The sequence below is a fragment of the Pseudomonas capeferrum genome, assembly GCF_000731675.1.
Taxonomy (GTDB): Bacteria; Pseudomonadota; Gammaproteobacteria; order Pseudomonadales; family Pseudomonadaceae; genus Aquipseudomonas; species Aquipseudomonas capeferrum.
In genome coordinates, this window is sequence record NZ_JMIT01000001.1 from 916,959 (window position 1) to 929,762 (window position 12,804).

Annotated in this window: 12 protein-coding genes; 10 read left to right on the forward strand and 2 right to left on the reverse strand. The window is 62.9% G+C overall.

Translation table 11 applies throughout. From position 1 onward, the window contains the following. Positions 1-885 carry an alpha/beta hydrolase gene (locus tag PC358_RS04040; protein ID WP_033697707.1) on the reverse strand — a complete coding sequence of 295 codons (885 nt, stop codon included), beginning with the start codon at positions 883-885 and terminating at the stop codon, positions 1-3. 84 nt (positions 886-969) lie between these two features. Then, positions 970-1,932: a LysR family transcriptional regulator gene (locus PC358_RS04045; protein ID WP_033697708.1), complete on the reverse strand. Its 963-nt coding sequence runs from the start codon at positions 1,930-1,932 to the stop codon at positions 970-972. Positions 1,933-2,287: 355 nt separating this feature from the next. On the opposite strand from PC358_RS04045, the gene PC358_RS04050 reads away from it, so the two are divergent. The 10 genes from PC358_RS04050 to PC358_RS04095 all read left to right on the forward strand — a co-directional run bounded on the left by PC358_RS04050 (position 2,288) and on the right by PC358_RS04095 (position 12,774). Beyond that, positions 2,288-3,166, forward strand: a complete 879-nt coding sequence (locus PC358_RS04050; RefSeq protein ID WP_271910504.1) for a quaternary amine ABC transporter ATP-binding protein — start codon at positions 2,288-2,290, stop codon at positions 3,164-3,166. 19 nt (positions 3,167-3,185) lie between these two features. Beyond that, positions 3,186-4,139, forward strand: coding sequence for a glycine betaine/L-proline ABC transporter permease ProW (gene proW, locus PC358_RS04055; protein WP_033697709.1), 954 nt, complete (start codon positions 3,186-3,188; stop codon positions 4,137-4,139). Positions 4,140-4,197: 58 nt separating this feature from the next. Next, on the forward strand, positions 4,198-5,226 hold the full coding sequence (gene proX / locus PC358_RS04060; protein WP_033697712.1) for a glycine betaine/L-proline ABC transporter substrate-binding protein ProX: 1,029 nt from the start codon (positions 4,198-4,200) through the stop codon (positions 5,224-5,226). Positions 5,227-5,305: 79 nt separating this feature from the next. Next, on the forward strand, positions 5,306-6,352 hold the full coding sequence (locus tag PC358_RS04065) for a GlxA family transcriptional regulator (protein WP_033697714.1): 1,047 nt from the start codon (positions 5,306-5,308) through the stop codon (positions 6,350-6,352). Positions 6,353-6,589: 237 nt separating this feature from the next. Then, a complete protein-coding gene (locus PC358_RS04070) occupies positions 6,590-7,546 on the forward strand; it encodes a helix-turn-helix transcriptional regulator (protein WP_033697715.1) in 957 nt (318 codons plus the stop codon). A 101-nt stretch (positions 7,547-7,647) separates the two neighbouring features. Beyond that, positions 7,648-9,006 carry a benzoate 1,2-dioxygenase large subunit gene (benA, locus tag PC358_RS04075; RefSeq protein ID WP_033697717.1) on the forward strand — a complete coding sequence of 453 codons (1,359 nt, stop codon included), beginning with the start codon at positions 7,648-7,650 and terminating at the stop codon, positions 9,004-9,006. Beyond that, the gene (gene benB, locus PC358_RS04080) at positions 9,003-9,488 is read left to right on the forward strand and encodes a benzoate 1,2-dioxygenase small subunit (protein WP_033697718.1); all 486 of its coding nucleotides are present in this window, start codon (positions 9,003-9,005) and stop codon (positions 9,486-9,488) included. The genes benA and benB overlap by 4 nt, the downstream gene beginning before the upstream one ends. A gap of 70 nt (positions 9,489-9,558) precedes the next feature. Beyond that, positions 9,559-10,572 carry a benzoate 1,2-dioxygenase electron transfer component BenC gene (benC, locus tag PC358_RS04085; protein WP_033697720.1) on the forward strand — a complete coding sequence of 338 codons (1,014 nt, stop codon included), beginning with the start codon at positions 9,559-9,561 and terminating at the stop codon, positions 10,570-10,572. Between the two features lie 55 nt (positions 10,573-10,627). After that, the gene (locus PC358_RS04090; RefSeq protein ID WP_033697722.1) at positions 10,628-11,389 is read left to right on the forward strand and encodes a 1,6-dihydroxycyclohexa-2,4-diene-1-carboxylate dehydrogenase; all 762 of its coding nucleotides are present in this window, start codon (positions 10,628-10,630) and stop codon (positions 11,387-11,389) included. Positions 11,390-11,445: 56 nt separating this feature from the next. Beyond that, positions 11,446-12,774: an MFS transporter gene (locus PC358_RS04095; protein WP_033697724.1), complete on the forward strand. Its 1,329-nt coding sequence runs from the start codon at positions 11,446-11,448 to the stop codon at positions 12,772-12,774. Positions 12,775-12,804: the final 30 nt, after the last annotated feature.

The following is a 12,804-nucleotide window of genomic DNA, read 5'->3' on the forward strand; positions in this document are numbered from 1 at the left end:
TCACAACAACGCCTGAATCGCCCGCCGATACCGTTGCCCTGCCAGGCTCATGCTGTTGTTGTGGGTAGCCCCCGGCACCAGCAACAAGGTCTTCGGCTCTTGCGCTGCGTCGAACAGCTGTCGGCTGAACCGCGAGGGTACAAAGCGATCGTCCAGCCCGTGCACCAGCAGCAACGGCAGGCCTACGTCCTTGATCTTGTCCAGCGAATCGAATTTTTGCGACATCAGCCAACGCACGGGCAGGGTGGTATCGGCGACAGCCGCAGCGACGTCGCCCAGGGAGGTGAAGGTGGATTCGAGTATCAAACCCCGAGCGGGGGGCGGGCTGCCGTCCTTGTGGGCTTGCCGTGCAAGCGCCGTGGCCAGCTCGACCGCGACCGCGCCCCCCAGGGAGTGGCCGAAGATCAACCGCTTGTTGGCATCAGGTTGCAGCTGGGCGAAGCGTGCCCAGGCGATCTGCGCATCTTCGTACACCGTCGCCTCGGAGGGCAGGCCGCCACGGCTCTGGCCAAAGCCGCGGTAATCCACGGCCAGCACCGAATAGCCCATGGCATGCAACTGCTCGATGCGGAACAATTGCCCGGTGAGGTTCCAACGCACGCCGTGCAGGTAAAGGATTGCAGGCGCATCGGCGCGTTTAGCCGGCCACCACCAGGCGTGCAGGCTCTGGTTGTCGGTGAAGCTGTGCGGGCGCAGGTCAAGTTCCTGCACCCCGCTGGGCAGGCCGCGGAACCAGCTGGCCTGGCCCGGCTCGATGCGGAACACCAGCTCGCGCTCTTTGTGCTGCAGAACGACGCAGCCGGTGGGGAGGCCGATGACCAGCAGGGTGGCGCACAGCCAGGTGAGCCAACGGCGGCGCAGGTGGGTAAGGAAGAAGGTCGGCATGGCGCGGTTGTACCAGATGCATGGGGTTGGATGTCGGGAAAAACGCCGAGCGGTAGCTGCGCCCTTGCGCGACGCAAGGCCGCTCTACAACAGCGGCTGGAACGCTGACAGCAGCCAATCGCGCAGGCGTCGGCAGCTGGGCTCATGTTCCTTGTCTTCGTTGAAGGCCAGGAAGTGGAAGGTGTCCTTGAGCTCCAATTGCTGCGCCACCGGCCGCACCAGCAACCCTTGGGCAACGAGCGGGGCCACCAGATGGTGCCAGCCCAACGCCACGCCCTGGCTGCCCAAGGCAAGCTGCACCAGCAGGTTGTAGTCATTGGCATTGAAGAAATGCGGCGCCGTGCTGGAGCGGCTTTTCAGGTCGACATCATGGAACGCCAACCAAACGTTCCAGTCCACGTGTTCGGCCACCTGCGAGCGGCCATAAGGGCTGAGGTTGAGCAGCGAGCCGTCGCGAATGCCTTCCAGGGTGGCCAGCTGCGGGTGCTGGGCCAGGTAGTGCGGGCTGCACACCGGGTAGATCAGGTCATGGTTGAGCGGGTGGCAGCTATAGTCCGCCTGGATCTTGCCCAGCTTGGTGATGTAGATGTCCGGCCGCACCCCAGGCTCCATCGACAAAAAGTTCTGGGTGGTCACCAGGTTGATGTCGATATCCGGGTTCTCGTCGAAGAACTTCGGCATCCGTGGCCCCAGCCACAAGGCGGCAAACGCCGGTGAGCAGCACAGGGTGACCACGTGCTTGGTGTTGGTATTGCTGCGGATTCGCTCGGCCGCCTGGGAGATGTTGACGAACGATAACTGCACCGCATCGAAGAAGATCGACCCGGCCACGGTCAGCTCCACCGCGCGGCCGACCCGGGTGAACAGTTCGGCACCCAGGTAGGTCTCCAGCTCGCGGATCTGCCGGCTTACCGCCGCCTGGGTCACGCACAGCGCTTCGGCGGCACGGGTGAAGTTCTGGTATTTGGCGGCCGCGACGAACACTTTGACCGCGCGCAGCGAAGGCATCTTGAGCAGGGTCTGATCGGGTTCGGAGTGTCTGACCATAGTGCTGGGGTGGGGTCCTTCGTCTAGCCAAGGCCCTCACTCTAGCCTTTGCGCACCCTGCGGTAAATGCACAAGCGCTCTGCCACCGGGGCTGCCGCCCAATTGATAACTTCAGGTAATGGTTAGCGCCCTGCAAATGTCGTTGGACCCGCTCTGGAGCTAGGCATAACGTGAAATACCGGCGCGACATTGAGACATCGATGTCGAATAACTTTTTGAAGCAGGACTTTCTGCGTGCCGGTTTTGACTCACGTTCGATTTTGAACGGACTGCCAAGCGTACTCGCACTGATCTACCCGCCTTATTGAAAGTGCGAAGTTGATAGATTGGTTATAAGCATAATAAAGAGGGTCGTATGAGCCATGCCGATGAGATTCTTTCGGTAAACAACATCTTCAAAGTGTTCGGCCCCAACCCGAACATGGCCATGGAGATGCTCCGCAAGGGCGCCGACAAGAACGAAATCTTCAGCAAGACCGGCCACGTCGTCGGCGTGTTCGATGCAAGCTTTTCCGTCAAGCGTGGCGAAATCTTCGTCATCATGGGCCTGTCAGGCTCGGGCAAGTCGACCATGGTGCGGCTGTTCAACCGCCTGATCGAACCCACCTCTGGCAGCATCCACCTCAACGGCCGTGAAATCACCGGGCTGTCCGATAAAGCCTTGCTTGATGTGCGCCGCAAGGAAATGGGCATGGTGTTCCAGTCCTTTGCCCTGATGCCGCACATGAGCGTGCTGCAGAACACGGCCTTTGGCCTGGAAATCGCCGGCGTCGGCGAAGCCGAGCGCCACAGCCGTGCCCGCGAAGCGCTGAGCCAGGTTGGCCTGGCCGGCCACGAGCACAGCTACCCGCACCAACTTTCCGGTGGTATGCAACAACGGGTGGGGCTGGCCCGGGCGCTGGCCAACGACCCGACCATCCTGCTGATGGACGAAGCGTTCTCGGCCCTCGACCCGTTGATCCGCAGCGAGATGCAGGGCGAACTGATGCGCCTGCAGGCCGAACAGCAGCGCACCATCATCTTCATTTCCCACGACATTGAGGAGGCTATCCGCATTGGCCACCGCATCGCGATCATGGAGGGCGGACGGGTGGTGCAGATCGGCACGCCGCAAGCGCTGATCAACCAGCCGGCCAACGACTATGTGCGCGCGTTCTTCAAGACCTTCAATAGCCGCTGCCAGTGCGCCAGCCTGGCAAACAGCGCGCCGTTGCAGTCCCTGAGCCGCCACTGAACCTACGCGAGGTTGTCCCATGTCCGAATTCAGCCTGCTCGACCCGTTCCAGGCGGCCACCATCCCCCTGGGTGACTGGGTCACCGCCACCCTCAACTTCCTTGTGCACAACTTCCGCGAGGTGTTCCGCGCCATTCGCTGGCCGATCGACCAGGTGCTCAATGGCATCGAGTTCACCCTGCAGAGCATTCCACCCACCATTGGCATCCTGCTGTCGTCGTTGCTCGGCTGGCAGCTGGCCGGCAAGCGCATGGCGCTGCTGTGCTTTGTCACCCTGACCCTGCTCGGTTTGATTGGCGTCTGGTCGGAGTCGATGACCACCCTGGCACTGGTGCTCACCTCGGTGTTCTTCTGCGCGGTGATCGGTATTCCGCTGGGCATCGTCTGCGCCCGCAGCAACCGCCTGGAAAGTATCATTCGCCCGCTGCTCGATGCCATGCAGACGCTGCCGGCGTTCGTCTACCTGGTGCCGGTAGTGATGCTGTTCGGCATCGGCAACGTGCCGGGCGTGCTGGTGACCATCGTGTTTGCCCTGCCGCCGCTGGTGCGCCTGACCAACCTGGGCATCCGCCAGGTGCCGGAAGACAAGATCGAAGCCGCCCGCGCCTTTGGCTGCACGCCGCGGCAGATGCTGACCCGGGTGCAGCTGCCGCTGGCCACCTCGACCATCATGGCCGGGCTCAACCAGACCCTGATGCTGTCGCTGTCGATGGTGGTCATCGCCTCGATGATCTCGGTCGGCGGCCTGGGCCAGATGGTGCTGCGCGGCATCGGCCGGCTGGACATGGGCCTGGCCACGGTCGGTGGCGTCGGGCTGGTGCTGCTGGCGATCTTCCTCGACCGCCTGACCCAGGCCATGGGCGCGCGCAGCAGCGCCGACCCGAGCCTGCGCTGGTACCACACCGGGCCGGTGGGCGTGGTGCTGCGCCTGAGCGGTGCAGGGCAAGCTGCAGGGCGGCGCAAGACCGCCTGATACAACCCCATTTCGAACTGCCGCACACGCTATAAAAACCACAAGAAGGTACGCGACGATGTTGGAATCCATGTTTTCCCGCAGCATCCTGCAAGGCGCCAGTGCCTTGGCCCTGATCATCGCCTCGCTGTGCGCCAACGCTTCGGCCGACCAGCCGGGCGAAGGCGTGAAGGTGACGCCGATCTTCCCCTCCATTGCCGAGGAGCGCTTCCGTGGCGAGGTGGCCATGGAGGGCCTGCGCGAACTGGGCTACAAGGTCCAGGAACCCAAGGAAACCGAATACGGCGTGATGATGGTGGCGCTGGCCAACGGCGATGCCGACTTCACCGTGCACCTGTGGGACAAGCTGCACGACAAGTTCTACCAGCAGGCCGGTGGCAATGACGTGATGGTCAAGGCCGGCGACATCATGCCAGGCGTGCTGCAGGGCTACCTGATCGACAAGAAGACCGCTGAGCAGTACCACATCAAGTCCATCACCGACCTTAAAAAGCCAGAGATCGCCAAGTTGTTCGACACCGACGGCGATGGCAAGGCCAACCTCACCGGCTGCAACCCCGGCTGGGGCTGCGAGCTGGTCATCGCCCACCACATGAAGGCCTACGACCTGGGCGATAGCGTGCACGTGGACCAGGGTTCGTACTTCGCGCTGATGGCCGACACCATCACCCGCTACAAGGAAGGCAAGCCGATCCTGTACTTCACCTGGGTGCCACAGTGGATTTCCACCGTGCTGGTCGAGGACAAGGATGTGGTCTGGCTGGAAGTGCCGAAGACCGATCTACCCGATGGCAACAACGCGGTCGACACGATGTACAAGGGCAAGAACCTGGGCTTTGCGGTCGACAAGGTCGAGGCTGTGATGAACAAGGAGTTTGCCGAAGAGAACCCGGCGGCCACCAAGTTCCTGTCACTGATGCAGATCACCACGGCTGACGAGAGCGCGCAGAACCTGAAGATGCAGCAGGGCGAGAAGAAGCCTGCCGACATCACCCGGCATGCCAAGGAGTGGGTGGCGGCGCACCGCCAGCAGTTCGATGAATGGCTGCAGGCGTCGCGCGCAGCGGCGACCCAGGCCAGCAAGTAACCTGGTCCATCGGTGTTGGCTTCATCGCGGGTTCACCTGCGATGAAGGGCACCGCGATTTTCGCAGTAGAGTTGAAACCATGAGCCATTTCGAAAGCACCCTCAAGAACGCCAACCTGGCCCACCTGGACGCGGCTGGCCGCAGCGCGCTGTCGATGCCGTGCCAACGCGTCGCCTTCGTGCTGCGCGAGCACTTCTCCATGATGGCCTTCACCGCCGCCATGGACACCTTGGTCACCGCCAACCTGATGAGCGCCACGCCACTGTTTCAGATCCAGGTGGTAGGGGATGGGGCGCAGGTCATGAGCGACCTGGGCATCGCCTTGCCGGTCAACACGCCACTGGCTGAGCTGGATGTGCTGGCCCTGGACAGCCTGTTGGTGTGCGGTGGGTTTCGGGTGCGCCTGGAAAGCGCGCCGCTGCTGCGCGCCAAGTTGCGCCAGGCCGACCTGCATGGCTGCCAGCTCGGCGGTTTGTGGAACGGCGCCTACTTCCTGGCCGAGGCGGGCCTGCTCAATGATCACGACTGCGCCTTCCACCCCGATGGCCGGGCGATGATGAGCGAGCTGTTCCCCAAGGTACGGGTCAGCCGCCAGGCCCATGTCCTGGACCGCCGGCGTTTGAGCTGCGCGGGCGCCAGCAGTGCCTTGGACATGATGCTGGCGTTGCTTGAACACAGCGGCGGCCCGCTATTGCGCCGGGCAGTGGAGCAGATGCTGGCGTGCGACCGCGCGCGGGTGATGAGTGATGCGCCGGCCAGCGCAGCGGAAATCGACCCGAGCCTGCCCAAGGGTGTACGTTTGGCCCTTGAGCTGATGCATGCCAATATCGAAGACCCGATCGGGATCGACGAAATCGCCGAGCATGCGGGGTTGTCGCGTCGTCACCTGGAGCGCTTGTTCCGCCGCCACGTGCAGGCGACACCGCCGCGCTATTACCTGGAGCTGCGCCTGACCCATGCACGCCAGCTGCTGCAACACACCAGCAAGTCACTGACCGAGGTGGCGGTGGCTAGTGGGTTTGTGAGTTTTCCGCATTTCTACCGGCGCTTTAGGGAGCTGTTCGCCATCGCCCCGCGCCAGTTCCGGGCGCGCAGCCAAGGCTGGGCGGTGCAGCAGAGCGCATAATAGTGTTCGGTAATCGAACATTAAGCATTGACGCCTTGTCCGCTATCCGCACGCCCATTCCAATCGTCGCATTGCCCAACCCCCGCCTTTTTGCTTAAGTGTGGCCATTCACCGGCTGTCGCCTGCCCCAATTCCCTGCGCCCAGCCCGATAGAATGACCGTGATCGACCGCAACCACTGGCCACAAGCCCGTAGGGAGCGGCGCCCAGAACAATAACGAAACCGAGTGCCTTGCCTATGGAAAGCCGCCTGCTGAGCGAGCGCAGTAGCGTGTTTCATCACGCCGACCCCTATGCTGTGTCCGACTATGTGAACCAGCACGTGGGCCAGCATTGCATCGGCTTGTCCCGCACCACCCATCCCCAGGCCAGCCTCAGCCACCGCAAGTTCGCCGAACTCGACCTGTGCCGCATCAGCTACGGCGGTAGCGTGCGCGTCACCTCGCCAGCGCTGGAAACCATCTACCACCTGCAGGTGCTGCTCAACGGCAACTGCCTGTGGCGCGGGCACCAGCGCGAGCATCACCTGGTGCCCGGCGAGCTGCTGCTGATCAACCCCGACGACCCGGTTGACCTGACCTACTCGGAAGACTGCGAGAAATTCATCCTCAAGGTGCCGACCCGGTTGCTCGATTCGATCTGTGACGAGCACCGCTGGCAGCGGCCTGATGGCGGCGTGCGGTTCTTGCGCAACCATTACCGGTTGGAGGAGCTGGACGGGTTCGTCAACTTGCTGGCCATGGTCTGCCATGAAGCCGAGGTGAATGAGCCGTTGCCCCGCGTGCAGGGGCACTACAGCCAGATTGTCGCGAGCAAACTGCTGACCTTGATGAGCACCAACATTCGGCGCGAAAGCCTGAATACGCCGGCGGCGAGCCTGGAGCGGATACTGGATTACATCGAGCGCAACCTGAAGCTTGAACTGTCAGCCGAGGTGCTCGCAGAGCAGGCCTGCATGAGCTTGCGGTCGCTGTATGCGCTGTTTGATCGGCACCTAGGTACCACGCCCAAACATTATGTGCGGCTGCGCAAGCTGGAGCGGGTGCATGCATGCCTGAGCGATGCGAGTTGCAGCGTGAGGAGTGTGACCGAGCTTGCCATGGACTATGGCTTCCTGCACTTGGGACGCTTTTCGGAAACCTACCGGCAGCGCTATGGGGTATTGCCCTCGGTAACGCTGCGCAACCGCGGTTGATGTGCACAAAGCGGATAGCACTCTGCACGAAAAGGATATTGCCACCACGCCTTGATCCCTAACCTGACATGGTCTGAACAATAACAATGGAGACCCTGGCCATGTCCCTGGGATTCGACTACCTCAATGCCATGCTCGAGGACGACCGTGAACAGGGCATCTACCGCTGCAAGCGCGAGATGTTCACCGACCCACGGCTGTTCGACCTGGAGATGAAACACATCTTCGAGGGCAACTGGATCTACCTGGCCCATGAAAGCCAGATCCCCGAAAAGAACGACTTCCTCACCCTGACCATGGGGCGCCAGCCGATCTTCATCGCGCGCAACAAGGACGGGGTGCTCAACGCCTTCCTCAATGCCTGCAGCCACCGTGGTGCCATGCTGTGCCGGCACAAACGCGGCAACCGCGCCAGCTACACCTGCCCGTTCCACGGCTGGACCTTCAACAACAGCGGCAAACTGCTCAAGGTCAAAGACCCGAGCAACGCCGGCTACCCCGACAGCTTCAATTGCGATGGCTCCCACGACCTGACCAAGGTCGCGCGTTTCGAGTCGTACCGGGGCTTCCTGTTCGGCAGCCTGAAGGCCGATGTCAAACCGCTGGTGGAGCACCTTGGCGAGTCGGCCAAGATCATCGACATGATCGTCGACCAGTCGCCTGAAGGCCTGGAAGTGCTGCGCGGCGCCAGTTCGTACATCTACGAAGGCAACTGGAAGCTCACTGCCGAGAACGGCGCCGACGGCTACCACGTCAGCTCCGTGCACTGGAACTACGCCGCCACCCAGAACCAGCGCAAACAGCGCGAGTCGGGTGACGAGATCAAGACCATGAGCGCCGGTGCCTGGGCCAAGCAAGGCGGGGGCTTCTATTCCTTCGACCACGGCCACCTGCTGCTGTGGACCCGTTGGGCCAACCCCGAGGACCGCCCGGCATTCGAGCGCCGTGATGAGCTGGTCACCGACTTCGGCCAGGCACGCGCCGACTGGATGATCGAAAACTCGCGCAACCTGTGCCTGTACCCCAATGTGTACCTGATGGACCAGTTCAGTTCGCAGATCCGCATTGCCCGGCCGATTTCGGTGAACAAGACCGAAATCACCATCTACTGCATTGCGCCCAAAGGCGAAAGCACCGATGCCCGCGCCAAGCGCATCCGCCAGTACGAGGACTTCTTCAACGTCAGTGGCATGGCCACCCCGGACGACCTGGAAGAGTTCCGCTCGTGCCAGACCGGCTACGGCGGCGGTACCGGCTGGAACGACATGTCCCGCGGCGCTGCGCACTGGGTCGAAGGCGCCGACGAGGCGGCCCGCGAAATCGAGCTCAAACCGCTGCTGTCGGGTGTGCGCACCGAGGACGAAGGCCTGTTCGTGCTGCAGCACAAGTACTGGCAGGACACCATGATCCAGGCGCTCAAGGATGACCAGCAACTGATCCCCGTGGAGGCCGTGCAATGAGCCTCTACGAAACCGTGCGCGACTTCCTCTACCGCGAAGCGCGCTTCCTGGACGATGCCCAGTGGGACCAGTGGCTGGAGCTGTATGCCGCCGATGCCAGCTTCTGGATGCCGGCGTGGGACGATGACGACCGCCTCACCACCGACCCGCAAAGCGAGATATCGCTGATCTGGTACGGCAACCGTGGCGGCCTCGAGGACCGGGTGTTCCGCATCAAGACCGAGCGCTCCAGTGCGACCGTGCCGGATACCCGCACCTCGCACAACATCAGCAACATCGAGATCGTCGAGCAAGGCGAGGGCTACTGCCAGGTGCGCTTCAACTGGCACACCCTGAGCTTTCGCTACAAGACCACCGACAGCTACTTCGGCAGCAGCTTCTACACCCTTGACCTGCGCGGCGAGCAACCGCTGATCCAGGCCAAGAAGGTGGTGCTGAAGAACGACTACGTGCGCCAGGTCATCGACATCTACCACATCTGATCCGAGGTAACGCGAGCCGCTCGGTGTGCCGCTTGGCGCGCCGTGGCGACGCTCGCCCGCGAGGTGCTACATGAGCTTCCAGATCGCACTGAATTTCGAAGACGGGGTGACCCGCTTCATCGAGGCCGATGGCCATGAAACCGTGGCCGACGCTGCCTATCGCCAGGGCATCAACATCCCGCTGGACTGCCGCGACGGCGCCTGCGGCACCTGCAAGTGCAAGGCCGAAGCCGGGCGTTACGACCTGGGCGACAACTTCATCGAAGACGCCCTGAACGAGGACGAAATCGCCGAAGGCTACGTGCTGACCTGCCAGATGCGCGCCGAAGCCGACTGCGTGCTACGCATCCCGGCGTCTTCGCAACTGTGCAAGACCGAGCAGGCCAGCTTCGAGGCCGCCATCAGCGATGTGCGCCAGTTGTCGGCGAGCACCATTGCCCTGTCTATCAAAGGCGAGGCGTTGAGCCGGCTGGCGTTTCTGCCGGGGCAGTACGTCAACCTCAAGGTGCCGGGCAGCGAGCAGAGCCGCGCCTACTCGTTCAGCTCGCTGCAAAAGGACGGCGAAGTCAGCTTCCTGATCCGTAACGTACCCGGCGGGCTGATGAGCAGTTTCCTCACCAGCCTGGCCAAGGCCGGCGACAGCATGAGCCTGGCAGGGCCGCTGGGCAGCTTCTACCTGCGGCCGATCCAGCGGCCGCTGCTGTTGCTGGCCGGTGGAACCGGGCTGGCACCCTTCACCGCCATGCTGGAGAAGATCGCCGAGCAGGGCAGCGAACACCCGCTGCACTTGATCTACGGGGTGACCAACGACTTCGACCTGGTCGAACTGGACCGCCTGCAGGCCTTGGCGGCGCGCATCCCCAACTTCACCTTCAGTGCCTGCGTGGCCAACCCTGACAGCCAGCATCCGCAGAAGGGTTACGTCACCCAGCACATCGAGCCGCGCCACCTCAACGACGGCGATGTGGATGTGTACCTGTGCGGGCCGCCGCCGATGGTCGAGGCGGTCAGCCAGTACGTGCGTGAGCAGGGGATTACGCCGGTGAACTTCTACTACGAGAAGTTCGCGGCGGCTGCGGCCTGAGCGTTCGTGGGGGCTGCCGCTCCCACACAGACAGCATCAATATGGAGCGTTTCAGATGACGACAAGATTTCACGATAAAGTCGCCCTGGTCACCGGTGCTGCCCAGGGCATTGGCCGAGGGGTGTGCTGGCGGCTGAAGGCCGAAGGCGCGCAAGTGGTGGCGGTGGACCGTTCCGAGCTGGTGCACGAACTGGCCGGGGAGGGCATGCTGACCCTCACCGCCGACCTCGAGCAGCACAGCGATTGTGCCCGGGTCATGGCCGCTGCAGTCGAGGCCTTCGGGCGCCTCGACATCCTGGTCAACAACGTCGGCGGGACCATTTGGGCCAAGCCCTTCGAACACTATGAAGTGGAACAGATCGAGGCCGAAGTGCGCCGCTCACTGTTCCCGACCTTATGGTGCTGCCACGCCGCCTTGCCCTACATGCTGGAACGGGGGGCAGGGGCCATCGTCAACGTTTCGTCCATCGCCACCCGTGGCGTCAACCGCGTGCCCTACGGCGCGGCCAAAGGCGGCGTGAACGCACTGACCGCCTGCCTGGCCTTCGAAACCGCCGGCCGCGGTATCCGCGTCAATGCCACCGCCCCTGGCGGCACCGAGGCGCCGCCGCGGCGGGTGCCACGCAACAGCGCCGAGCAGAGCGAGCAGGAAAAGGCCTGGTACCAGCAAATCGTCGACCAGACCCTCGACAGCAGCCTGATGCACCGCTACGGCAGCATCGACGAGCAGGTTGGCGCAATCCTCTTCCTGGCCTCCGACGAGGCCTCCTACATCACCGGTGTGACCCTGCCGGTAGGGGGCGGCGACCTCGGCTGAGCCACCCCCTAAGGCAAAGGTTTTCTTCCACAACAAAAACAATAGAGACAGCTGCCATGCGAACCCTTGACGTACACCCGATCATCGATAACGCGCGCTTCACACCCTTCCACTGGATGGTCATGGCCTGGTGCGGCCTGTTGCTGATCTTCGACGGTTATGACTTGTTCATCTACGGCGTGGTGTTGCCGGTGATCATGAAGGAGTGGGGGCTGACGCCACTGCAGGCCGGCGCCTTGGGCAGCTACGCGTTGTTCGGGATGATGTTCGGCGCCCTGGTATTCGGCAGCCTGGCCGACCGGATCGGGCGCAAGAAGGGCATCGCCCTGTGCTTTGCCCTGTTTTCCACGGCAACCATCCTCAACGGCTTCGCCAGCAGCCCCAGCGAGTTTGGGATCTACCGCTTTATCGCCGGCCTGGGCTGCGGTGGGTTGATGCCCAACGCCGTGGCACTGATGAACGAATATGCGCCAAAACGCCTGCGCAGCACGCTGGTGGCGATCATGTTCAGTGGCTACTCGATGGGCGGCATGCTTTCGGCAGGCGTCGGTATCTTCATGTTGCCGCGTTTCGGTTGGGAGTCGATGTTCTTCGCCGCAGCCGTACCCCTGTTGCTGTTGCCGGTGATTCTCTACTACCTGCCAGAATCCATTGGTTTTCTGGTACGCCAAGGGCGCACCGATGAAGCCCGCGCACTGCTCAAGAAGCTCGACCCCGCTTGCGACATACAGCCTGGCGACACGCTGCAGGCAACGGACCGCAAGGGCGGCGGCAACGCTGTCGTGGAGCTGTTTCGCAACGGCCTTGCCGTGCGCACCCTGGCCCTGTGGCTGGCGTTTTTCTGCTGCCTGCTGATGGTCTACGCACTCAGCTCGTGGCTGCCAAAACTGATGGCCAACGCAGGTTACAGCCTGGGTTCGAGCCTGTCGTTCCTGCTGGTGCTGAACTTTGGCGGCATGGCCGGGGCTATTCTGGGGGGCTGGTTGGGCGACCGCTACAACCTGGTGAAGGTCAAGGTCGGCTTCTTCATCGCTGCGGCACTGTCGATCAGCTTGCTGGGCGTGAACAGCCCGATGCCGGTGCTGTACCTGCTGATCTTCATCGCCGGCGCCACCACCATCGGCACGCAAATACTGCTGTACGCCGGCGCGGCGCAGATGTACGGCCTGTCGGTACGCTCCACCGGCCTTGGCTGGGCCTCGGGGATCGGCCGCAACGGCGCCATCGTCGGCCCGCTGCTGGGGGGCGCACTGATGGGCATCAACCTGCCGTTGCAACTCAATTTCATCGCGTTCGCCATCCCTGGCGCAATTGCTGCGCTGGCCATGGCCGTGCACCTGGTCAGTGGCCGGCGGCATGGCCTGGCTACGGCTGCGCAGGCCTAGCAAGACCACAGGCCTTGCAAGAGGCCTGAT